General features: G+C 64.1%; 20 protein-coding genes. 12 read left to right on the top strand and 8 right to left on the bottom strand.

The genetic code is table 11. The features are described 5' to 3' along the window. The 5 genes from YH64_RS03445 to YH64_RS03465 all read right to left on the bottom strand — a co-directional run. Positions 1-1,112 (bottom strand): saccharopine dehydrogenase family protein (locus YH64_RS03445; protein WP_143215235.1); only part of this gene is annotated, 1,112 nt, incomplete at its 3' end. Between the two features lie 201 nt (positions 1,113-1,313). Then, the gene (locus YH64_RS03450) at positions 1,314-1,706 is read right to left on the bottom strand and encodes a DUF4148 domain-containing protein (RefSeq protein ID WP_082134336.1); all 393 of its coding nucleotides are present in this window, start codon (positions 1,704-1,706) and stop codon (positions 1,314-1,316) included. Between the two features lie 356 nt (positions 1,707-2,062). Further along, on the bottom strand, positions 2,063-2,467 hold the full coding sequence (locus tag YH64_RS03455) for a DUF1090 domain-containing protein (RefSeq protein ID WP_046802932.1): 405 nt from the start codon (positions 2,465-2,467) through the stop codon (positions 2,063-2,065). 217 nt (positions 2,468-2,684) lie between these two features. Beyond that, positions 2,685-3,611 carry a 4-hydroxybenzoate octaprenyltransferase gene (gene ubiA, locus YH64_RS03460; protein ID WP_046803123.1) on the bottom strand — a complete coding sequence of 309 codons (927 nt, stop codon included), beginning with the start codon at positions 3,609-3,611 and terminating at the stop codon, positions 2,685-2,687. 133 nt (positions 3,612-3,744) lie between these two features. Beyond that, positions 3,745-4,947 (bottom strand): PLP-dependent aminotransferase family protein, encoded by a 1,203-nt coding sequence (locus YH64_RS03465; protein WP_046802933.1) that lies wholly within the window; start codon positions 4,945-4,947, stop codon positions 3,745-3,747. Between the two features lie 158 nt (positions 4,948-5,105). On the opposite strand from YH64_RS03465, the gene YH64_RS03470 reads away from it, so the two are divergent. From YH64_RS03470 to clsB, 12 genes are all read left to right on the top strand, one after another. Then, the gene (locus YH64_RS03470; protein WP_046802934.1) at positions 5,106-5,591 is read left to right on the top strand and encodes a GAF domain-containing protein; all 486 of its coding nucleotides are present in this window, start codon (positions 5,106-5,108) and stop codon (positions 5,589-5,591) included. Positions 5,592-5,911: 320 nt separating this feature from the next. Then, positions 5,912-6,805, top strand: coding sequence for a 4-hydroxy-tetrahydrodipicolinate synthase (dapA, locus tag YH64_RS03475; RefSeq protein ID WP_046802935.1), 894 nt, complete (start codon positions 5,912-5,914; stop codon positions 6,803-6,805). A 135-nt stretch (positions 6,806-6,940) separates the two neighbouring features. Beyond that, positions 6,941-7,717 carry a sterol desaturase family protein gene (locus tag YH64_RS03480; RefSeq protein WP_046802936.1) on the top strand — a complete coding sequence of 259 codons (777 nt, stop codon included), beginning with the start codon at positions 6,941-6,943 and terminating at the stop codon, positions 7,715-7,717. Further along, on the top strand, positions 7,677-8,609 hold the full coding sequence (locus YH64_RS03485) for a fatty acid desaturase (RefSeq protein WP_082134337.1): 933 nt from the start codon (positions 7,677-7,679) through the stop codon (positions 8,607-8,609). Before YH64_RS03480 ends, YH64_RS03485 begins: the two co-directional genes overlap by 41 nt. A gap of 32 nt (positions 8,610-8,641) precedes the next feature. Then, positions 8,642-10,609 carry a StlD/DarB family beta-ketosynthase gene (locus tag YH64_RS03490; RefSeq protein WP_046802937.1) on the top strand — a complete coding sequence of 656 codons (1,968 nt, stop codon included), beginning with the start codon at positions 8,642-8,644 and terminating at the stop codon, positions 10,607-10,609. Further along, positions 10,606-11,502, top strand: coding sequence for a hypothetical protein (locus YH64_RS03495; protein WP_046802938.1), 897 nt, complete (start codon positions 10,606-10,608; stop codon positions 11,500-11,502). The genes YH64_RS03490 and YH64_RS03495 overlap by 4 nt, the downstream gene beginning before the upstream one ends. Positions 11,503-11,694: 192 nt before the next feature. Further along, positions 11,695-12,978, top strand: coding sequence for a putative Na+/H+ antiporter (locus YH64_RS03500; protein WP_046802939.1), 1,284 nt, complete (start codon positions 11,695-11,697; stop codon positions 12,976-12,978). Positions 12,979-13,184: 206 nt separating this feature from the next. After that, the gene (locus YH64_RS03505) at positions 13,185-13,520 is read left to right on the top strand and encodes an FmdB family zinc ribbon protein (protein ID WP_046802940.1); all 336 of its coding nucleotides are present in this window, start codon (positions 13,185-13,187) and stop codon (positions 13,518-13,520) included. A 16-nt stretch (positions 13,521-13,536) separates the two neighbouring features. After that, a complete protein-coding gene (locus tag YH64_RS03510; protein WP_046802941.1) occupies positions 13,537-14,202 on the top strand; it encodes a DUF502 domain-containing protein in 666 nt (221 codons plus the stop codon). A gap of 40 nt (positions 14,203-14,242) precedes the next feature. Next, complete coding sequence (aspS, locus tag YH64_RS03515) at positions 14,243-16,030, top strand: aspartate--tRNA ligase (RefSeq protein ID WP_046802942.1); 1,788 nt, start codon at positions 14,243-14,245, stop codon at positions 16,028-16,030. A 269-nt stretch (positions 16,031-16,299) separates the two neighbouring features. After that, positions 16,300-17,166, top strand: coding sequence for an endonuclease/exonuclease/phosphatase family protein (locus YH64_RS03520; protein ID WP_046802943.1), 867 nt, complete (start codon positions 16,300-16,302; stop codon positions 17,164-17,166). Continuing rightward, a complete protein-coding gene (clsB, locus tag YH64_RS03525; RefSeq protein ID WP_046802944.1) occupies positions 17,163-18,374 on the top strand; it encodes a cardiolipin synthase ClsB in 1,212 nt (403 codons plus the stop codon). The genes YH64_RS03520 and clsB overlap by 4 nt, the downstream gene beginning before the upstream one ends. A 9-nt stretch (positions 18,375-18,383) precedes the next feature. Here clsB and YH64_RS03530 read toward each other — a convergent pair whose 3' ends face one another. From YH64_RS03530 to YH64_RS03540, 3 genes are read right to left on the bottom strand one after another with little or no spacing between them, the layout of a single operon-like run. After that, positions 18,384-19,253, bottom strand: a complete 870-nt coding sequence (locus YH64_RS03530; protein ID WP_046802945.1) for a DMT family transporter — start codon at positions 19,251-19,253, stop codon at positions 18,384-18,386. 18 nt (positions 19,254-19,271) lie between these two features. Then, a complete protein-coding gene (locus YH64_RS03535; RefSeq protein WP_120157290.1) occupies positions 19,272-20,690 on the bottom strand; it encodes an MFS transporter in 1,419 nt (472 codons plus the stop codon). A gap of 33 nt (positions 20,691-20,723) precedes the next feature. Then, entirely contained in the window at positions 20,724-21,293 is a 570-nt protein-coding gene (locus tag YH64_RS03540; RefSeq protein ID WP_046802946.1) for a carbon monoxide dehydrogenase subunit G, read from the bottom strand. Between the last annotated feature and the right edge of the window lie 77 nt (positions 21,294-21,370).

The following is a 21,370-nucleotide window of genomic DNA, read 5'->3' on the forward strand; positions in this document are numbered from 1 at the left end:
GCCGTTGCGCAGCCGGCCAGCGCCAGCGGCTTGCCGGCGTAGACGCGGCCAAAGCGGTTGTTCAGCAAGGCGTCCAGGTCGATGGCTTCCTGGCCCACAAACCCCTTTTGCGGCAAGACGCCTTGCGCCACCAGGTCCAGCGCGGCGCAAATGCCGGCGGCGGTGGACAGCTGGATCGCACTCAGGCGGTGGCCGTCCACATCGGCGCCGAACACGCGGATGGGATAGGACTCTTCTTCCAGCCGGCCGTGCCGATGGCCGGATGCCGACGCCTGGATCACGATGACGTCCTGCTCGGTCGTGGGAATGGCCGACTCGAAAATATCCTTGAGCAGATCGCGGCGATCTCGCAGCCGCAGGTCGTTCAGCAGCAACTTCATGATGTTGCAGTGGCCGGGGTAGCGCACGGACTTGTAGTCGACGTTGCGGGCGCGCCCCAACAACGTTGCGGGCAGCGTGCCCAGTCCGCCCGACGTGTTGAAGGCTTCGTATTCAACCCCGTCCAAGGCAAAGGTTTCGTAGCCTTCCAGCGCGGGCACGCTGGTCAGCTTGCCGTCGACGATGGCCTCGCAAGGGTTGCAGTATTCGTTGATCAGGCCTTCGGTGCTCCAGGTCAGGTTGTAGCGCAGGCTGTTGGAGGGGTAGCGCGGCAGGGCGCCCACGCGCATGCGCAAGTCCAGCAAGGTGTCGAAGCGGCGGGCCAACGCGTTGCCGACGATGCCGATGAAGCCGGGCGCCAGGCCACATTGCGGCATCAACACGCTATGCACATCGCCCGCCAGCGCCTGGATGGCGTGGGTGCTGGCGACGTCTTCGGTCAGGTCAAAGTAATGAACGCCCGCGCGAGCGCATAGGCCTGCTACGGCGGTGGCGCGGTGGAACGGCAGGGCGTTGACGACTGCGTAAGCGCCTTCGATGCAACGCGCCACCGAGTCGTCGTCGCTGATCTGGCGCGTTTCGCAGCCCAATTCGGCCAGCACGCCCAGCCGGGCTGGATCCTGGTCGGCAACCAGCACCGAGTAATCGCTGCTGCGTTCGAGCATCAAGGCGATGGCAAAACCGATTTTTCCGGCGCCCAGCAAAACGATGGGGCGGGTGGCTGACGTGGACATGGTGCGGCTCCTGCGGATGGGGGGATGGGGTGGCCTCATCCTATGCGGGAGCGCTGTCGATTTGTAGAACCTAAAGCGTCGTAACGGCTTAAGTTATCGACAAAACGACTTAATAAGTAGTCGAAGCGTCAAAAACAAAGCCCCCCGGCGTTTGCCGAGGGGCTTTCGATGGGGCTGTCACGGCCTTTTCAGGCCAGTGCATCAGCTGCCCATGGGGGGGTAGTCCATGTTGCCGAAGGTCACCAGGCCTTCTGCCTTGGCTTGAGCCAGTTGCGATTCAACTTGGGCGCGGCTCAGCGACGTGGTGTGTTCAGCGGCGGCGACGGGCGGGTAGTCCAGGTTGCCGAAGGTGACTTCGCCGGCGTTCTTGGCTTGGGCCAGTTCAGCTTGAACTTGTTGCGAGGTCAGGCTGGACTTCTGGGCGATGGGGGCGGGGTAGCCTTCTTCGCCAAACGTGTATTGACCCGAGACCTTGGCTTGTTGCAGTTCAGCTTGCACTTGAGCGCGGGTGGGGGCTTGGTCGGCTTCGGCGGCTTGCGCGCCAGCGGCCAGAACGGACATGGACAGCATCAATGCGGTAGCAAGGGTTTTCATAGCAGACCTCCGGTGTCTTGTGAGCTTGGGATTCGAACCGCTGGCGTCATTGCCTGGGGTTCGCTTGCTGTGTCCCGATGAGATGCATTCTGTGCTCAAACAACCTCGGGATAAACCCTTATTACCTGAAAACATCTTTCCAAAAAATGTACTAATCGATGAGGATTTCACCGGATGGCACCATAGATGGCGATATTTCCATCTGATGACACGATAGGTTGTGGTCGGTGGCGACCCCCGATGACCATTCGCATCCGCGTCCGCCGGGCAAAGTGACCGGGGTCGCCAAAAAGCAAAGCCCCGGCTTTGGACCGGGGCTTTACGTGGCGGCGGTGGCTGTGAGTGCCTGACGCCGCTTAGCGATTCAGTTCCACCAGCGCCGCGTTGTACTCGGATTGGGCTTCTTCCAGCTTGCGCTGCGCCTTATCGATCTTGTCCTGCTTGCCCTTGGCGCGGGCTTCCTTCAGCTCTTGTTCGCGCTCGGACACTTTGGACTGCTTCTCACGCACGTTTGCTTCGCGTTGGGATTGCAGGCGGCTGTCGGTGCAATTTGCCCGGGCTTCGGCCAAGGCCTTTTTCAAGCCGGCTTCGCGGCGCGTGTTGTTCTGTGCTTGCGCAGCGGCAATGTCGTTTTCGATTTCGCAGAACTTGGCGGCGCAGCCTCGTTGGGCCGAGCAATCGGTGGCGGCCTGAGCGGGCAGGGTGCCGAACACGGCGCACGCAGCGGCGGCGGCGGCCAGGGATTTAACGAAAGAGGGCATGCGGTGTCTCCGTAAGGCGTTGCGGAAACACCATGATGGCCTGATCTGGCGTAGGCGGCAATGCGGCGCCCCGTGGTTGGCGGCCGGGCCGGCCCGGCGCCGGCGGTGCGCTGCGGTCCGCCCTGGGGCGTCGTCCTTGGCGGGCCAAGGGATCAGCAGACCAACGGATCCCGTGGACCAACGGATCAGCGGACCGACGGATCAGCGGACCAACGGATCACCGGATCAGCGTGCCTGCCAACGCCGCTGCTACCAGCAGCGCGCCCAGCCACAGGTTGGCGCGAAACAGCATGAAGTTGCGGTCGGGGCGCTGGATGTCGAACACCTTCAGCTGCCATGCCAGATGCACCGCGACGGCGGCCATGCCAACCTGATACGCCCACGACAAACCCATGGCGTAACCACCCCAGGCCCACAGCAGGACGGTCGCGGCGTAGAAACCGCCGATCCACAATTTGCCTTGATCGCCAAAGCGCATGGCGGTGGAATGCAGCCCCAGGCTGCGGTCGTCGCGCACGTCGACGTACGCATAAATGCTGTCGTAGCCCACCTGCCAAAGCACCGCGCCCAACCACATGGCGATGGCGGCCAGCGGCACGACGTTTTGCGTGTCGGACCAGGCCATCAGCATGCCCCAGTTAAAGCAGATGCCCAGCACCACTTGCGGCCAGTACGTGACACGCTTGCACAGCGGATAGATGAACACGAAGGGCAGCACGGCCAGGGCCAGCCAGCGGCTCATTTCGTTCAGGAAAAACAGCAGCGATCCGCACACCAGCAGTTGCCCGAGCAGGAACCACACTGCATTCTTCATCGACAGCTGGCCGCTGGTCAGCGGCCGGAAGCGGGTGCGTTCGACGTGCTTGTCGAAGTTGCGGTCGCACATGTCGTTGACGGTGCAGCCGATGCCGCGCATCAGCAGCGCGCCCAGCGAAAAGACGATCAGCCGTTGCAGGTCGGGCAGGCCACCGGCCGATTGCACCAGCGCGGCCACGGCCGGCAGCAGCGTCAGCCACGTGCCGATGGGCCGATCCAGCCGGCACAGGCGGGCGTAGGGTCGCCAGGATTTCGGAAGCCAGCGTTCGACCCAGTCGGTGAAAACGATGTCGCTGAGGTCGACGGGAGGTTGTTGCGAGGCGCTCACTGTCACGGTCAGAATTTGGTCGGGAAAGCCGACAGCATAAAACAACGGCCGGGCGTTGCGCCCGGCCGTGGAAGGTCAATCGCCTTTCAGGGTGCGGCTTTCAGGCCGCATTGCCTAGAAAGCTACGGTTTGCTTATGCCGTGTATTCCTTGAGCAGCTTGCCCAGGATGGCGATGCCGGTGCGGATCTTGTCTTCCGGCACGGTGGCAAAGCTCAGGCGCAGCGTGTTCTGCTTGCCCACGCCGCTGTAGAACGGCGCGCCGGGCACAAAGGCCACGTTTTGCGCGATGGCCTTTTCCAGCAGCTTGGTGCTGTCCATGTGCTCGGGCAGCGTCAGCCAGATGAACATGCCGCCTTCCGGCTTGGTCCACGTCACGGTGGACGGGAATTCGCGCTTGATGGCCTCCAGCATGCAGCTGCCCTGGGCGCGGTAGATTTCGCGCACGTTGGGCAGGTGCTCTTCCAGGAAGCCGTCCTTGACGATTTCGTACACGGCCATCTGCGTCAGCGTGGGCGTGTGCAGGTCGGTCGCTTGCTTGGCCTGCACCAGCTTGTTGATCAGCGGACGGGCGCCGGCGATATAGCCCAGGCGCAGGCCCGGGGCCAGTACCTTCGAGAACGTACCCAGGCGCACGACGTTGGCGCCGTATTCGGCGGCCAGCGCCACCAGGCCGGGCTGCGGCTCGCCTGCGTAGCGCAGTTCGCCGTAGGGGTCGTCTTCAATGATGGTCAGGTTCAGTTCGGCGGCGCGCTTGACCAGCGCGATGCGGCGTTCCAGGTTCAGCGTGCGGCCCGTGGGGTTCTGGAAGTTGGGCAGCGCATACAGGAAGCGCGCGCCGTCGGCCAGTTCGGGCGTGATGGATTCGGGGATCAGGCCGCCTTCGTCGGTGGGCACCGGCACGAACTTCGGCTGGTACAGGCTGAACGATTGCAGCGCGCCCAGGTAGCTGGGGTCTTCGACCAGGACCTTGCTGTCCTTGTCGATCAGTACCTTGCCCAGCAGGTCCAGCGCTTGCTGCGAACCGGAGACAATCAGGATCTGGTCGGCGGCAACGTTGGCGCCCGCGCGGTTCAGGTCGTCGGCAACCCATTGGCGCAGCGGCGCATAACCTTCGGTGGGGCCGTATTGCAGGGCCGCGCGGCCGTTGGTGGACAGTACCTTGTCGAACGCAGCACGTACCACTTCTACCGGGAAGCCGCCGGGCGCCGGCAAGCCGCCAGCGAACGAAATGACTTCGGGGCGCTCGGTGACCTTGAGGATCTCGCGGATGGCGGAGCTGGTAAGTTGCTGGGCGCGTTCCGAAAAGGAAAACGCAGGTTCGAGAGGCTTGTCCATGGATTGCTTCTTGAAGAAGAAGGGTAAAGGGAGAGGCTTGTGTAGGGGACTGCGACAAAAAAGTATTGTCCCATACGGTAGCAGCCCGGCCCCTTTAACGCGCGGAACCCCTAAAATCACCTGCATCGAAAACCGCCTGTACAGTTACATTTATCGCCATGTTCGAAGCCGCCCCGATCGTCGCCGAGTCCAAGTCCGCCCTGTACGCCGAATTGGTCGCGCAGGCCCGCGCGCTGCTGCAGGGCGAGCCCGACCGCATCGCCAACGCCGCCAACCTCAGCGCGCTGGCGTACCAAGCCTTGCCCGATCTGAACTGGGCAGGCTTTTATTTCTTTGACGGCACCGAACTGGTTCTTGGCCCGTTCCAGGGCAAGCCGGCCTGCGTGCGCATTCCGCTGAATCGCGGCGTGTGCGGCGCGGCCGCCAGCCAGCGTCAGACGCAGCTGGTGCCGGACGTGCACGCATTTCCCGGCCACATCGCCTGCGATGCCGCGTCGCGTTCCGAAATCGTGGTGCCGCTGGTGCATCAAGGCGAATTGATCGGCGTGTGGGATGTGGACAGCCCCGTGCCCGACCGCTTCGACGAAGACGACCGCCAAGGCATGCAGGCGCTGTGCGCCGTGTTCCTGGCCAGCCTGGGCTAAGCGCCGGCCGTTGACACGCCAACGGCCGCCCGGTAGATTTCCGCATCAGCCGCCGACGCGCGTCTTATCGTTTTATTCATTCATGATTCATCAGGCCATCCAATCCGCTTCCTGTATCCGCGCCCTGGGCGTGGTGCTGGCTGCCGTCGGCCTGAAATCCAAAAAACAGCCGCTCATCTGACCGGAGCATGCTGTTCCGTCAGATGGGCGACGGAACAGCGGCCTTCTGGCGGCGCTTTGGCGCCTCTTGCGCACCCCTGATATCCCGAGCACTTCTGTACGGTCCAACCGCGGTCCGCTTACATCGAAGGAGTGTTCTCATGTCCATTCAACAATCTGTGTTCCAAGGCGTGTGGGTGCCGCTGGTCACGCCGTTTTCGGGCGGAGCTGTCGACGGGGGCGCCTTGCGTCGCCTGGTGCGCCACTACGCGGCGGCGGGCGTCGACGGGCTGGTCGTGTGTGGCAGCACCGGCGAGGCCGCCTCACTGGACGACGCCGAGCAACTGGCGGTGCTGGACGCCGTGCTGACCGAAGCCGGCCGGCTGCCCGTCATCATGGGGCTGGCGGGCAACCACCAAGGGCACGTGCTGCAACGCCTGTCCGCCTTTGGCACGCGGCCGCTGGCCGGCATCCTGGCCCCGGCGCCGTATTACGTGCGAGCGGGCCAAGACGGGGCCGCCGCCTATTTTCGCCGCCTGGCCGATGCTTCGCGCTTTCCCCTGGTGCTGTACGACATTCCCTACCGCACGGGCACAACGCTTGAGACATCGACGTTGCTGTCGCTGGCCGCGCATCCGAACGTGGCGGCCATCAAGGATTGCGGCGGGTCGCTGGACAAGACGCTGGCCTTGATAACCGACGGCCAGATGAATGTGCTGGCGGGCGAAGACCTGCAAACCTTATCGGTGCTGTGCCTGGGCGGGGCGGGCATGATCGCGGCCGCCGCGCATGTGCGGCCCGATCTGTTCGTCGCCATGTACCAAGCGGTGCGCGCACAGCAGCTGGACGTCGCTCGGCGGTTGTTCCACGCCTTGACGCCGGTGATCCGCCTGGCCTTCGAAGAACCCAACCCCGGGCCGCTGAAGGCGCAGCTGAGTCGTCAAGGCTTGTTGATCGACGAATTGCGGCTGCCGATGCCGGCCGCCAGCGCGGCGTTGGCGGTGCGTCTGGATGCGGCCGTTGCCGGCCTGAACCGCCAGTTTCCTTGCCAGTAGACGGAAGTTAGGCCGCGATCACGTTGCAGTCCATCAGCTTTGTGTTGCCCGGATTCATTTGGTAATAAATGCCCTACCGGGATGCTGACGGATTGCTTATGATGCGGCCATTCTTCGGGGTGAAACAAAACGTTCATGGCCCAAGCTTTTGAAGCCTTGTCCGCCTGGCAGGTGATGCTGGCGGGGCTGCTGTTTTTCGGCGGCATCTATCTGGTCTTCGGCGCGGCTACCTGGCTGCTGACCCAGCACGTGTTGCCCGCACTGGGCATCGGCAAGCCGCTGGATCCGCGCCCCTTGGGGCCCGGCCAGCTACGCCGGGAACTCGCGCAATCCGGCCTGTCCATCCTGCTGTTCGGCACCGGCATGATTTTCCCGTGGGGCCTGCTGCAACTGGGCTGGGCGCATCTGGACCCGAACCCCAGCTGGCAAAAAGTCGTGGTCGAAATCCTGGTGCTGGTGGCCTGGAACGATGTCCATTTCTGGGTCAACCACCGCTTGCTGCACACCAAGCTGCTGCGTCGTTTCCACCTGCCGCATCACCGCTCCGTGGTTACAACGCCGTTCTCGACCTACAGCTTTCACCCCATCGAAGCGCTGATGCTGGGCAACGTCATCATGCTGCCGATGGTGTTGCATGATTTCAGCTTTTGGGCGCTGGCGTCGGTGCCGCTGTTCAGCCTGTTCTTCAATTGCATCGGCCATGCCAACTACGACTTTTTCCCCAAGGTGTCCTACGCGCATTGGTTCGCCGCCAGCCGGCGTCACCATCTGCATCACGCCTGCTACAACGGCAATTACGGTTTTCAGTTTACGTTTATGGACCGCCTGTTTCGGACGCGCCTGAAGGCCGAGGCCGCGGCAAACCAGCTGGATGCATTCCAGCGCAGAGACGCTGTTGGCGGCAAAGCCTGACCCCCGGCGGCGCCTGCCGTCCTTGCGCAACCGGCGCGACTGGCAAAGCCTGGCCTACCTGGCCACGCTGCCCGCGCTGGCGGCCTGGCAATGGGTGTACGGATTCTGGTGGCCGCTTTACGCGCTGATGCTGTTCTTGACGCTGGGCATCGGTGTCATCCATCACAACCACACCCACATCCGCATGTGGCGCGGCCGCTGGACCAACCGCGCAACCGATTTCTGGATCACGCTGCTGCAAGGGCACCCGACCTTCGTCTTTTACCCGGCCCATGTGGCGAATCATCATCGCTACAAGCATGGTGCGCGCGACGCCGCGCGCACCTATCGTTTTGGCGGCGACACCAACCACCTGTGGGGCTACGTGCTGCACCCATTTCAGGCGGGCTGGGTGCTGTACCCGATGTTCTTCGCGTGGCTGGGCCGGCTGCGCCGCCACTGGCCGGGCGCCTGGCGCTACAGCATGGCGCAATACGGGGCGTGGCTGGGGCTATGGGGTGGGCTGCTGGCCGTGAACCCCGTCAAGGCGCTGGTGTTCGTGATCGTGCCGCAACTGCATGGCCTGCATTGGTTGCTGGCCACCAACTACTTGCAGCACGCCCATGCCGACGGCGGGCCGCGCCATGTTGCCGGCCTGAACTACGCACGCAATTTTGAAGGGCTGGTCAACCCGTTGCTGTTCAACATCGGCCTGCACACCGCGCATCACGAGCACCCGCGCGCGCATTGGTCCGAACTGACCCGGCTGCATCGCGAACACTATCGCGCGCGCGTCAACCCGGCGCTCAATGAAGCGGGGCTGGTGCCGTATATGTTCCGTGTCTTCGTGCTGGGCGCCTTCGTACCGCGCCTGCGCAGCCGTTCCTGCATGGCGCCCGAGCATGTTCGCTAGCGCCTTACCCATTACCACTCGAGGCCTGTCACATGCCTATCGCGTTTAATCGTGTCTACCTGGAAGGCGCCGGCTATTTCATGCCGGGCGAACCCGTGTCCAACGAGGCGATGGACAACTACATCGCGCCGCTGAACCGCATGTCCAGCCGCATCAAAGGCCGCATCCTTGCCGAGAACGGCATCAAGCACCGTTACTACGCTATCGACGCGGAAGGCCAGACGGTCTATACGAATGCGCAGCTGGCGGCCAACGCCATTCGCGATTGCCTGCGGCGCGCCGACAGCGACCTGTCGGCCGTGTCCATGCTGACCAGCGGGTCGTCGGGCGGCGACGCCCTGATGCCGGGTTTCGCCAACATGATCCAGGGCGAGCTTGCCGCCCAGCCGATGGAAACGCTGTCGGTGCACGGCATCTGCGCGGCGGGGGTATCGGCGATCCAGGCGGCGGCGCAAGGCGTCGAGATGGGCGGGCACGCCAGTGCGCTGGCCGTGGCCAGCGAATTGCCGTCGCGTCTGTTCAAGCGATCGCGCTTTGCGGCGCGCGGGTACGACGCCGATTTCGATGCGCATTTCCTGCGCTGGATGCTGTCCGACGGCGCGGGCGCCTTGCTGCTGGGCAACAGCGGCCGCGCGCTGGCCGGGGCGTCCAAGGGCGTCAGGCTGAAACTGAAGTGGGTGCATCAGAGGTCGTTCTCGGGCGATTACCCGGTGTGCATGCAGCTGGGCCTGTCCGCCGACCGCGCAAAGGGCCATCTGGACTATCCGTCCTGGAACGAGGCCGAAGCCGACGGCGCCTTGTCGCTGCGCCAGGACATCCGACTGTTGCCGCATCTGTTCGACATCGGCATCCATGAATACGCCAAGCTGGTGCGCGATGGTTGGGTGGACCCGGATCAGGTCGACCATTTCCTGTGCCATTACTCGTCGGAAAAATTCATCCCCGTGGTCGAAGACCTGATGGAAAAGGCCGGCCTGGTGATTCCGCGTGAACGCTGGTTCAGCAATCTGGCGTGGCGCGGCAATACGGGCGCGGCGTCGATTTTGATCATGCTGGCCGAGTTCCTGGAAACGCGTGAGATCAAACCGGGCGAACAGATTTTTTGCTATATCCCCGAGTCGGGGCGTTTCATGGCGGCCTACATGTTGCTGGAAGCGGAAGCGGTGCAGGCGCCGGCCGTGGCCGGGGCGTCGCCGTCCACGGCCGATCATCCTGTGAATCTGGCCGCAAACCCGGCCGCCAAATCCACCGCCCGCATCGACACGCAAAGCGATGACGCCGACGCCATCGCGCCGCCACATGACCCCGACATGGCCCCGCAAGGCTTGGGCCAGTTGCTGACCGAGCTGGCCGCCATCTGGCACGACTACCGTTCGCGCGTGTGGCGCACGCCGGTGGTGCGCCGCTTGCGCCGCCGCGAATTCCAGACGGGCGATTATCTGAACTGGATGGAAAACTGGATTCCCCAGGTGCGCGAAGGCAGCAAGTGGATGCGCGAGGGCGCGGCCTCGCTGACCGAGCAATACGCGCCGCTGGCCGCGCTGATCGACATGCACGCGGGCGAAGAGCAAAACGATTTCCAGATCCTGTTCCAGGACTACCGCACGGCGGGCGGCACCGTGGACAACATCGACGCCTTGCGCCGCAACCCCGGCGGCGAAGCGCTGAACGCCTATCTGCACGGCCTGGCCGCCACGCGTGACCCGATCGGGCTGCTGGGCGCCATCTACATCATCGAAGGCACGGGCCAGCGCATCGTGCCTGCGCTGCTGCCCTTGCTCAAGGCCAGCCTGAAGCTGCCGCCCGACGCATTCCGCTTCCTTGAATATCACGGCCACAACGACGAGCATCATCTGGCCCGCTGGCTGTCGGCCGTGGAACTGGCGCTGGATTGCGACGAAGACGGCCGCGCCGAACAACGCATCGTGGACACCGCCCGCCGCACCGCCGCGCTGTACCTGATGCAGTTCCACCATGTCATGGAGGGCGATGCCGCATGAGCAAGGAACCCGAATTCCTGGCCAAGGCGCATGATCCGGCCGACCCCAGCCCTTGGCTGGCCTTGTACCTGGACCGCAGCACGCCGCTGCCAGACAAGGTGAAAAAGGCCTGGCTGACCGATTCCAGTTGCGCCTCGCGTCAGTACCTGCTGCCGTTCCTGCGTCCGCTGGCGCGCGCCTTCATCATCGTGATCCAGGTGGTCAAGACGTTCCTGCCGCGCCGCTGGTCGCATTCCCGGCTGCTGCATCGCATCCTGGCCTGGGGGCTCAAGCGCTTCGTATCGCCCGAGGCCAACTGGCTGATCCTGCGGCACTTTCACCTGGGCGCGCAGGCGCTGGCGTTCATCGGCGCGAACTCGCCGGTACCGATCACGACTACGCCGCTCAAGCCGTTGGACATTGACGGTCTGAAGGACGAACTCTTCGTCAAGCACGACCTGAACCTGTTCAACTTCGTGATCCGCCTGAACCAGGCACTGCGCGAGGCGGGCGTGGAAATGCATGCGCCCAAGTCGGTCGATTTCTCGATGATCGAGGACCCGCCGCTGAAGCTGGAAGACATGCCGCAAGGCAAGCTGAACTTCCTGGACCTGCAAAGCGCCATCGAACTGTTTACCCCGCTGTACCAGTTGATGCTGACCGACAACGACTTCTGGCGCGCGGCCAACTCGTTGCAGCTGGATGAAACCATCGGCATCTACGCGGCCAAATTGCTGGGCGCGCCGCAGCACCTGATCCTGGTCAACAACAGCCACCCGCTGGTGCCGATGTCGACCTTGCGGGCGGGCTATCGGCTGGTGTTGCACGGCCTGTCCACCGAGATGCTGCACAGCTTGCTGATGGAGATGAAGGCCGCGCAACAGGGCGCGGAACCGCCCGCGCCGATCAGCTAGAAGGGGGCGCGGGCAGCAGAGCGTCTTCAGGAGTCACTTGGTGTAGACCCTGCGTTACACGGAAATAGGGCTGCGTTATATTGCCTGCCTTGTTCGGTAAGCAGCGCCGGATCGCGGTTGCGTCGCGCGTGGTTTGCGCCCCGCATCGCAGGTTTTTCCGTTGCGTGATTCCTTATTTCGGAAGTCCCTCTTATGCCCCAGCCCATTGAAGTCATTGCCACCATCCTGTTCGCGGTGGCGGTTCTTCATACCTTTTCCGTTCCCGTTTTTGCGCGCCTGGCCCATCGCGGCGGCCCGCATGCCGGCATCTGGCATTTGTTCGCCGAAGTCGAAGCGGTGTTCGGCGTCTGGGCGTTCGCGCTGATCGTCGCGATGGCCGCGCTGACCGGTCCGGCCAGCGCCATCAGTTACATGGACACGCGCAACTTCACCGAGCCGCTGTTCGTTTTCGTGATCATGGTGGTGGCGGCCAGCCGGCCGATCCTGGAAATGGTGGGCCTGATGGTGCGCGTCGTGGCGCGCGTGCTGCCCCTGCCGCGCGAACTGGCCACCTTCTTCGTGGTGATGGCGCTGGTGCCGCTGGGCGGCTCTTTCATCACCGAGCCCGCCGCGATGACGCTGGCCGCGATCCTGCTGCGTGACGCCTATTTCCGCACGAGCGGCCGCGCCGGCTTCAAGTACCTGACTCTGGGTGTGCTGTTCGTAAACGTGTCGATCGGCGGCGTGCTGACCGCCTACGCGGCGCCGCCGGTGCTGATGGTGGCGTCCACCTTCGGCTGGGATTCCGCTTTCATGGCGCAGCACTTCGGCTGGCGCGCGGCGGTGGCCGTGTGCTTGAACGCCGGCTTGTTGACGTTTATCTGCCGCAAGGCGCTGATGGACCGCTCGGTGGGCACGGGCGGCGGTGTCGACGGCGCGCAAGGCTCGGATTCGCGACCGCCGGTGCCGATGCTGGTCATCGCCGTGCATCTGGTTTTCCTGGTAGCCGTGGTGCTTACCGCGCATCACCCGGCCATTTTCATGGGCCTGTTGATGATGTTCATCGGCTTTTCCGAAGCTTATAAGCGCCATCAGAACCGCCTGTTGATCAAGGAAGGCCTGATGGTCGGGTTCTTCCTGGCCGGGCTGGTGGTGCTGGGCGGTTTGCAGAAGTGGTGGTTGCAGGATCTGCTGGGCGGCTTGCAGCCGTTCGTGCTGTTCTGGGGGGCAACGGCGCTGACCGCCATTACCGACAACGCCGCGCTGACGTATCTGGGGTCGCTGGTTGAAGGCACCAACGAAGCCTGGCGCTACATGCTGGTGGCGGGCGCGGTGACGGGCGGCGGCCTGACCGTGATCGCCAATGCGCCGAACCCGGCAGGTTTCGCCATTCTGAAAAATCACTTCCCGGATGGCAGCATTTCGTCGGGACGGCTGTTTCTGTCCGCCTTGGGGCCCACCTTGATCGCGGCCCTGATGTTCCTGCTGCCGCTCTAGGGAAAGCCCGGCGACGCAAGGGTCGCGCCCTTGGGGATGCCGCTTGGCCCCCCAAGGCGTGACCGGGCACCGACGGTTTCCGAAAAACCGCTAAAATTCAAGACTTTCCCGAATTTTTTTCCGGCCTAGCCCCCCCGTCGCTCCTGACCACTTCGTGTCTGGCGTTTGACGGCTTTGATTTCCGGGCGTGTGCCTCGGAGCCCCTGATGCCCATCTACGCTTATAAGTGCAGCGCCTGCGGCCATGCCAAAGACGTCTTGCAGAAGATTTCCGATGCGCCCCTTTCGGTTTGCCCCGAATGCGGCCAAAGCACGTTCTCCAAGCAGGTGACCGCGGCTGGATTCCAGCTGAAAGGCTCCGGCTGGTACGTGACCGACTTCCGTAACAACGGTTCAAGTGGCGCAGCCGCCACGGGTGCCGCGGCGCCGTCGGAAGGTGCCCAGGCGGCCACGCCGGCGGCACCCGCCGCCAGCACCACGCCCGCACCGGCAGCCGCGCCTGCGGCCAGCCCCGCTGCGCCGGCCGGCGGTACGCCCGCCTAGAGCCCCTGCAATGCGGATGCGCCTTATCAAGAAGTACTTCATCACCGGCTTGCTGATCTGGGTCCCCCTGGTCATCACGGTGTGGGTACTGGGCTTGCTGGTCGCCACCCTGGAAGGGTTCGTGCCCGGCTTCCTGTCGTCCGAATCGCTGTTCGGCATCGACATCCCGGGCTTCCGCTTCGTTCTGGTCATCGTAGTGGTGTTGCTGACGGGCATATTCGCGGCAAACCTCATCGGCCGTACCATGGTGGACCAGTGGGAAAGCCTGCTGGGCCGTATTCCGCTGGTGCGCTCCATCTACAACTCGGTCAAGCAGGTCAGCGACACCGTGCTGGCCCCCAATGGCCAGGCGTTTCGTCGGGCGGTACTGGTGCAGTACCCCCGCGCTGGTTCCTGGACCATCGCTTTCGTTACCGGCACGCCCAGCGGTGAAGTGGCCGGCCTGATGCCGGGCGACCACATCAGCGTGTATGTGCCCACGACACCAAACCCCACGTCCGGCTTCTTTCTGATGATGCCTCGCGCCGACGCGATCGATCTTCAGATGAGTGTGGACGCGGCATTGAAGTACATCGTTTCCATGGGCGTGGTCGCCCCGACCCAGGCGCTTGCGCCCGAGGGTCAACCGGCCCCGCTCTCTCCGGCAACCGGCGTGCAAGACGCGCCGCGAGCCGATTCGTAACCCTTACGCTCAAACTAAGCACACAACGGAGTCATCCCGCATGCGTACCTGCTACACCGGCCAGGTTTGCCGTGACCATCTCGGCCAGACCGTCACCCTGTACGGCTGGGTGAACCGCCGCCGCGACCACGGCGGGGTCATCTTCATCGACTTGCGCGACCGCGCGGGCCTGGCCCAGATCGTGTTCGATCCGGACAACGCCGCCTTCGCCACCGCCGAGCGCCTGCGCAATGAATTCTGCGTCCGCGTCACCGGCCTGGTGCGCGAGCGTCCGGCAGGCACCGCCAACAGCGAGCTGGCTTCGGGCGAAATCGAAGTGCTGTGCAAGGAAGTTGAAATCCTGAACGCGTCGGTCACCCCGCCGTTCCAGCTGGACGACGACAACCTGTCGGAAACGACCCGCCTGACGCACCGCGTGCTGGACCTGCGCCGCCCGCAAATGCAGCGCAACCTGATGCTGCGTTACCGCGTGTCGATCGAAACGCGCAAGTTCCTGGACCAGCTGGGCTTCATCGACATCGAAACTCCGATGCTGGCCAAGAGCACGCCCGAAGGCGCGCGTGACTACCTGGTTCCCTCGCGCGTGAACGCCGGCCACTTCTTCGCGCTGCCGCAATCGCCGCAGCTGTTCAAGCAGATGCTGATGGTGTCGGGCTTTGACCGCTACTACCAGATCACCAAGTGCTTCCGCGACGAAGACCTGCGCGCTGACCGCCAGCCCGAATTCACCCAGATCGACTGCGAAACGTCGTTCCTGAACGAATTCGAGATCCGCGAAATCTTCGAAAACCTGATCCGTCACGTGTTCAAGGTGGTGCAGGGCGTTGATCTGGCGCAGCCGTTCCCGATCATGCCGTGGACCGAAGCGATGCGCCGCTATGGTTCCGACAAGCCGGACCTGCGCGTGAAGCTTGAATTCACCGACATGACCGATGTCATGCGCGATGTGGACTTCAAGGTGTTTGCCGCCGCCGCCACGGCGCCCGGCAGCCGCGTGGTTGCCCTGCGCGTGCCCGGTGGCGCCGAAATGTCCCGCAGCGAAATCGATGGCTACACGCAATTCGTGGGCATCTACGGCGCCAAGGGCCTGGCCTACATCAAGGTCAACGAAGTGGCCAAGGGCCGCGACGGCCTGCAATCGCCCATCGTCAAGAACCTGCACGACGCTGCCCTGGCCGAACTGGTCAAGCGCACCGGCGCGCAAGACGGCGACATCATTTTCTTTGGCGCGGATCGCGAGAAGGTCGTCAACGACGCCATCGGCGCGCTGCGCGTGAAGATCGGTCACAGCGAATTCGGCAAGAAGACGGGCCTGTTCGAGGCCGGTTGGCAGCCGCTGTGGGTGGTTGACTTCCCGATGTTCGAATACGACGAGGAAGACGGCCGCTACACCGCCGCCCACCACCCGTTCACCAGCCCCAAGGACGGCCACGAAGACTTCCTGGAAACCGATCCCAGCAAGGCCTTCGCCAAGGCTTACGACATGGTGCTGAACGGTTGGGAAATTGGCGGCGGCTCGGTCCGTATCCACCGCGAAGAAGTCCAGAGCAAGGTGTTCCGCGCGCTGAAGATCGGCGCCGAGGAAGCTCAGGAAAAGTTCGGCTACCTGCTGGACGCGCTGCAATATGGCGCGCCTCCGCACGGCGGCATCGCATTCGGCCTGGACCGCATTGTCACGATGATGACCGGCGCCGAATCGATTCGCGACGTGATCGCCTTCCCGAAGACGCAACGCGCCCAGGATCTGCTGACGCAAGCGCCTTCCGAAGTCGACGAAAAGCAGCTGCGCGAATTGCACATCCGCTTGCGTAACGTCGAGGCTAAGTAAGCCCCCCCGAGGCGCCGGGGGCGCCTCCCCCCAGGGGGCGCCTTGCGGGACCGGCGGAGCCGGATCCTCGGCGGCCCGGCTTGTGGGGCGGCATGGGCTTGCGGCGGGTTGCGTTCTTGGCTGCGTGGCTACTTGTGAGTGTTTTGTCGCGGCAGGGTGTGGCTGAATTGGAGTAATCTGGCAAACGCCGCTTTGTTGGCGGTGCTTGCCGGAGCTGCTCTTGGGTCTGGCCAGTGGTTCCTCTGCTTTCAAAAGGCGCCATCGCTTTTATGTCGCTCATCCGTGTCGTCAGCTACAACATTCACAAGGGCCGTTCGGCATTGGGCCGGCTCGACTCCCTGAATGAACTTCGCTTGGGCCTGTATGGCCTGCGCCCGGATCTTGTCTTCCTGCAGGAGGTCCAGGGCCGCAACGAGCAACGATCCCTGCTCCACGCGCAACACGAATCACTTGCCGCCGCCTTGAGGCTGGACGTGGCCTATGGCCGCAACGCCATCCGTCATGCCACGGATCACGGCAATGCGCTGTTGTCGCGCTTTCCCATTCTTGACCACGAAAACCTGGACATCTCCGATCACCGGCTGGAGCAACGCGGGCTGTTGCACGCGCGTATCGAAGTCGATGACCGCCCGGTGCACTGTTTCGTTGTGCACCTGGGCCTGTTCGCCGGCAGCCGAACGCGCCAGGTGCTGGCGCTGACCGAGCGCATTCGTCGCATGGTGCCTGACGGTGAACCCATCCTGATCGCTGGCGATTTCAACGACTGGAACGACCGCCTGGCCCCGTTGTTCGTACAGCAATTGGGGCTGTACGAAGTGTTCTCGCACGCGCCGCGCAGCCATGGTGGTGAATTGCCGCGCTTGCGCGATTCGGTCAAGCGCCTGAGCAACGCGTTGCGCGGCTTGCCCAACGGCGGCTTGTCCGTGATGGAACGCACCAATCAGCTGGGCATGGGCGGCAGCGCGCCGCCGCTGCTGCCGCCGCCCCGTACCTTTCCGGCCGTGTTCCCCTGGTTTCGCCTGGACCGCATTTATCAGCGCGGTTTCGCTGTGCGTAGCGCGCGCGTGTTGCGCGGGCGGGAATGGGCGCGCCTGTCCGATCATTCTCCCTTGCTGGCGGAGCTGGAACTCCCGTGAAGGCCGAGCAGGTCAAGTTGGAATGGACGGACGGCAATAGCATTCGCTTGTTGCAGAACGGTGCCGACTTTTTCCCCGCGCTCTGCGCGGCCATCGATGCCGCGCAGGTCAGCGTGCATCTGGAAACCTACATCTTCATGCTGGACCGCACAGGCGTCCAGGTGCTGGAAAGCCTGATGGCGGCAGCGCGGCGCGGCGTGAAGGTCAGGGTGGTGCTGGACGGTTTCGGCAGCGCCATGCATGTGGAAGCCGTGCGCGCCCGCCTGCTTGAAGCGGGCGCGCAATGCCGCATCTTCCGGCCCGAACCACGCTGGTTTGCGCGCTACATCCCATCACGCAGCCGCCTGCGCCGCCTGCACCGCAAGGTGACCGTGGTGGACGGCAGCATCGCATTCATCGGCGGCATCAATGTCGTGGACGATTACGACGACCTGGACCCCACCGACGGCATCCCGGGGCCGCGCTTTGACTTCGCGGTGCAGGTGGAAGGGCCGCTGGTCACCGAGGCGGCCTATGCGCAAGACCTGCTGTGGGTACGCCTGAACTGGGCACGGCTGCGCCGCCATCCGCGCGACTGGAACCGCATGCGTCTGACCAAGCCGCACCACGCGCACGTCAAGCCCTGCGGCACGCTGCGCGCCGCGCTGGTGCTGCGCGACAACCTGCGTTTTCGCCAGACGTTTGAACGCGCTTACCTATATGGCATCACGCAGGCTCGGCGCGACATTCTCATCGCCAACGCGTATTTCTTTCCGGGGCGGCAATTTCGCCGCGCCCTGGCCAAGGCCGCCGCGCGGGGCGTGCGCGTGCGCCTGCTGTTGCAAGGCAAGGTCGAATACCGCATGCAGTATCACGCCACGCGCTCGCTATACGACCAGTTGCTGCGCGACGGCATTGAAATCTATGAGTACATGCCCAGCTACCTGCACGCCAAGGTTGCCGTGATCGACAACGTGGCGACGGTGGGCTCATCGAACCTGGACCCCTTCAGCTTGCTGCTGGCGCGCGAGGCCAACGTCGTCGTCGACGATCAGCCCTTTGCCTGGGACCTGCAAGAGCGCCTGGAAACGGCCATTCGCGAGGGTGGCAATTTCATCCGGCCGCTGGACTATCAGCGCCGGGGCTGGTTGCGGCGTTGGGTGGATGCGGCGTCCTACACGCTGTTGCGTATCGGCGTGGCGCTGACGGGCTCGTCCGACAAATACTGACGCGGCGGATCACGCGCGCCGCTTGACCAGTCCCAACGCCAGCGCGGTCCCAACCAGGATGATGGCGGCGCCCAGCACGATGGACGGCGTGATGCTTTCGTCCAGCAACCACGCACCCCACACCACGCCGAAGATCGGCACCAGGAACGTGACGCTGACCGCGCCGGTGGGGCCGACGTTGGCGATCAACCGGAAAAAGATGATGTAGGCCGCGCCGGTGCACACCACGGCAAGCAGCACCGTGGATATCCACGCCGTCATCGATGCGGGCGTCTCCGGCCAGGCGGACACGGCCAACGGCAGCAGCACCAGCGAGGCCGCGATCATGCTGCCCGTGGCGCTGGCCAGCGCGTCCACGCCCGTCAGGAAGCGCTTGGTCCAGTTCGCGGCGATGCCGTAGAAGACGGGTGCGGAAACGGCGGCAAGCACGGCGGGGCCGGTGCCCCCGGCCTGGAAGTTAAGCTTGTCCCACACCAGCACGATGATGCCCACGAAGCCGATCAACAGACCCAGCGACCGCATCCACGGCAGCCTGTCCTTGAGCCACAGCCATCCCACCACGGCGCCCCACACGGGCGTTACCGCGTTGGCCACGGACAGGAACCCCGCGCCCAACGATTGCGCGGCATAGGCATACAGCAGGAACGGTACGGCGGCGTTCAGGGTGCCGACCACCAGCAGGGCCTTCCAGTGCCGCGCAATCACGGGCAGCTTGCCGCGCCACATCGCGGCGGGCAGCAGGAACAGCGCGGCCAGGCCGACCCGAAGTTCGATCAGCGCGACCGGCCCGAAATCGTTGACGGCAAGCCGCATGAACAGAAAGGAACCGCCCCAGACCCCTGCCAGCAGCAGCAGGTCCAGCAAATTGCGTTGACGCATGGTGTGTCTCGGTGAGCCTTATTTGCGGCTGGTGACCAGGTTCTTCATCTTGACCCGGTACGCCAGCAGCGCACAGGACAGGGACAGGACAATACACAAGACCAGCCCGGCCCGCACTCCGTTTAGTACCGTGCCATGCGAAATCATGATCCCGACCAGCGCGGTGCCCAGCGCGCTGCCGATGGCGCGGGTGGTTTGCACCAGCGCGGACGCCACGCCCACGTCTCGGCGTTCGCTCAGCATCTGCATGAAGAGCGTCAGATTGGGCAGCAGAAAGCCCAGCGCGCATCCGTTGACGAAGAACGCGGCAAGAATCCACCACGCCGACGTGCCAGGTGAAATCAGCAACACCATCAAGGTCCCGGCTGCCAGTAGCAGCCCGCCAAACACCATCAAGCGCTGCGGCTCGGTCTGCTTGGGAAACATGCGCCCGTTGATGATGCTGCCCACCGAAATCGCGGCAACTAGCGGCGTCAGCAGCAACCCGGCTTCGCTGGGGGTGTAGCCCAGCACCTGCTGCAACAGCAGCGGGCTGTAGAAGATCAGCACGAACATCACCGCGCCCACCATCATCGCGGCCAGGTTCAGCAGTTTGGATTCTTGTCCGGCCAGCACGCGCAGCGGAAAGATGGGCGACTTCACGCGGCGTTCGGTAGGAATCAGGATGGCGATGGCGGCCACGCCGATCACTGCCAACATGGCGCCCAGCAGGGGGTGGGCATGCTCGCCCTGGGCAAAGGCCAGTTCCAGCGCGGCCAGCGGCGCGCCCACGGCCAACACCAGCAGAATGGCACCGACCCAGTCGATTTTGCGGCTGCCGTCGTGGATGGGGCGAATACGGGGAAAGTAGCGGGCCAACAGGAAAAACGCGCCTGCTGCCGCAACGGGAGATATGAAGAACGCCGCCCGCCAGCCCAGCGCCTGGGTCGCCGCGCCGCCCAGCACCGGGCCGATACCGCTGGCCATGGCAAAGGCGGCGGACACCAGCGCCATCCATCGCACGCGCTGCTTGGCGTCGGGAAACAGGTCGGCCGGCGCGGCGAAGGCGGTCGCGATCATCATGCCGCCGCCCACCCCTTGCAGGGTGCGGAATACGATCAATTGGGTCATGGACTGCGCCAGCCCGCACGCAATGGAGCCCAGCGCGATGATTAGCACGGAAACCAGCATCAGCGGCTTGCGCCCGAACATGTCGCCCAACCGACCAAAGATCAGGATGGACGCGGCGGTGGCCAGCAGGTAGCCGGTGCCCACCCAGGCATAGAGCGCCATGCCGTTCAGCGCCTCGGCCACGCGCGGCAGCGTGGTGCTGATGATGGTGGAATCCAGCGCGGCCAGCACCACGGTTGCCGAGACCCCCGCCATGGCCATCAGCAAATCCCTCTTGGAGCGGGTGGGATCGGCGGCGGGCTGGGTCGGTGTCGGCGGCGGAGTCATGCCGCCTAGGATATCACCGGCCCACTAGGGTTTTCACTTGTAAAACGAGTGGTAGCCCCAGAAAACCGCAATGATCACCACGACCAGCAGCCATGACCAGCGGGAATTGGACACGCCGCGAGGTTCGGGTTCTGGGGGAGGGGGCGGCGGCGCAATCCGTGGCTGGACGGCCATGTGGTCGATGAACGCGGCAAAGAACTTCTGGATGATCTTGTCGCCGGCTTTCAGCAACAGCCCTTCGCCACATTCAGCCAACTTGCCGCCCGCCATGCCGGCCACGGTATAGGCCACGCGGGTGCCCTGGTCCTTGGTGCTGAGATTGACCTGGGCGGTGCCGATGGCCAGGCAAGCAGCACGGCCCTTGCCTTCGAACACCAGGGTGCAGCTGTCAGGGGCGTTGACGTCCGAGAGCAGGATCTCGCCCTCGTAGTCGGTGTCGATCCCCGCGATATTGGCACGCAGGGTGACGGCGTATTCGGTAGGGCTGCGCATCGCAACTTCCACGCAACCCGGTATGCACTTCTGCAAGACTCTCGGGTCCGTCAACGCATCCCATGTCTGGTGCTGCGTCGAAGGAATCCATTGGGCATCGGCAATGCGCATGGCAGTCTCCTTATAGAAGCTTTATGTGCACATTCTCTTCCCAAACAGCAGGTTTGGCTACTTGGGGCCCTGCGCCG

The organism is Achromobacter sp. LC458 (assembly GCF_001005835.2).
GTDB classification, from domain to species: Bacteria; Pseudomonadota; Gammaproteobacteria; order Burkholderiales; family Burkholderiaceae_B; genus Achromobacter; species Achromobacter spanius_B.

What these genes read in the sequence shown, in the direction of transcription:
- YH64_RS03450 (WP_082134336.1), bottom strand. Translation starts at nt 1,706, where the DNA reads ATGAAAACCCTTGCTACCGCATTGATGCTGTCCATGTCCGTTCTGGCC.
- YH64_RS03455 (WP_046802932.1), bottom strand. Translation starts at nt 2,467, where the DNA reads ATGCCCTCTTTCGTTAAATCCCTGGCCGCCGCCGCCGCTGCGTGCGCC.
- YH64_RS03465 (WP_046802933.1), bottom strand. Translation starts at nt 4,947, where the DNA reads ATGGACAAGCCTCTCGAACCTGCGTTTTCCTTTTCGGAACGCGCCCAG.
- YH64_RS03470 (WP_046802934.1), top strand. Translation starts at nt 5,106, where the DNA reads ATGTTCGAAGCCGCCCCGATCGTCGCCGAGTCCAAGTCCGCCCTGTAC.
- dapA (WP_046802935.1), top strand. Translation starts at nt 5,912, where the DNA reads ATGTCCATTCAACAATCTGTGTTCCAAGGCGTGTGGGTGCCGCTGGTC.
- YH64_RS03480 (WP_046802936.1), top strand. Translation starts at nt 6,941, where the DNA reads ATGGCCCAAGCTTTTGAAGCCTTGTCCGCCTGGCAGGTGATGCTGGCG.
- YH64_RS03485 (WP_082134337.1), top strand. Translation starts at nt 7,677, where the DNA reads ATGCATTCCAGCGCAGAGACGCTGTTGGCGGCAAAGCCTGACCCCCGG.
- YH64_RS03490 (WP_046802937.1), top strand. Translation starts at nt 8,642, where the DNA reads ATGCCTATCGCGTTTAATCGTGTCTACCTGGAAGGCGCCGGCTATTTC.
- YH64_RS03495 (WP_046802938.1), top strand. Translation starts at nt 10,606, where the DNA reads ATGAGCAAGGAACCCGAATTCCTGGCCAAGGCGCATGATCCGGCCGAC.
- YH64_RS03500 (WP_046802939.1), top strand. Translation starts at nt 11,695, where the DNA reads ATGCCCCAGCCCATTGAAGTCATTGCCACCATCCTGTTCGCGGTGGCG.
- YH64_RS03505 (WP_046802940.1), top strand. Translation starts at nt 13,185, where the DNA reads ATGCCCATCTACGCTTATAAGTGCAGCGCCTGCGGCCATGCCAAAGAC.
- YH64_RS03510 (WP_046802941.1), top strand. Translation starts at nt 13,537, where the DNA reads ATGCGCCTTATCAAGAAGTACTTCATCACCGGCTTGCTGATCTGGGTC.
- aspS (WP_046802942.1), top strand. Translation starts at nt 14,243, where the DNA reads ATGCGTACCTGCTACACCGGCCAGGTTTGCCGTGACCATCTCGGCCAG.
- YH64_RS03520 (WP_046802943.1), top strand. Translation starts at nt 16,300, where the DNA reads ATGTCGCTCATCCGTGTCGTCAGCTACAACATTCACAAGGGCCGTTCG.
- YH64_RS03530 (WP_046802945.1), bottom strand. Translation starts at nt 19,253, where the DNA reads ATGCGTCAACGCAATTTGCTGGACCTGCTGCTGCTGGCAGGGGTCTGG.
- YH64_RS03535 (WP_120157290.1), bottom strand. Translation starts at nt 20,690, where the DNA reads ATGACTCCGCCGCCGACACCGACCCAGCCCGCCGCCGATCCCACCCGC.
- YH64_RS03540 (WP_046802946.1), bottom strand. Translation starts at nt 21,293, where the DNA reads ATGCGCATTGCCGATGCCCAATGGATTCCTTCGACGCAGCACCAGACA.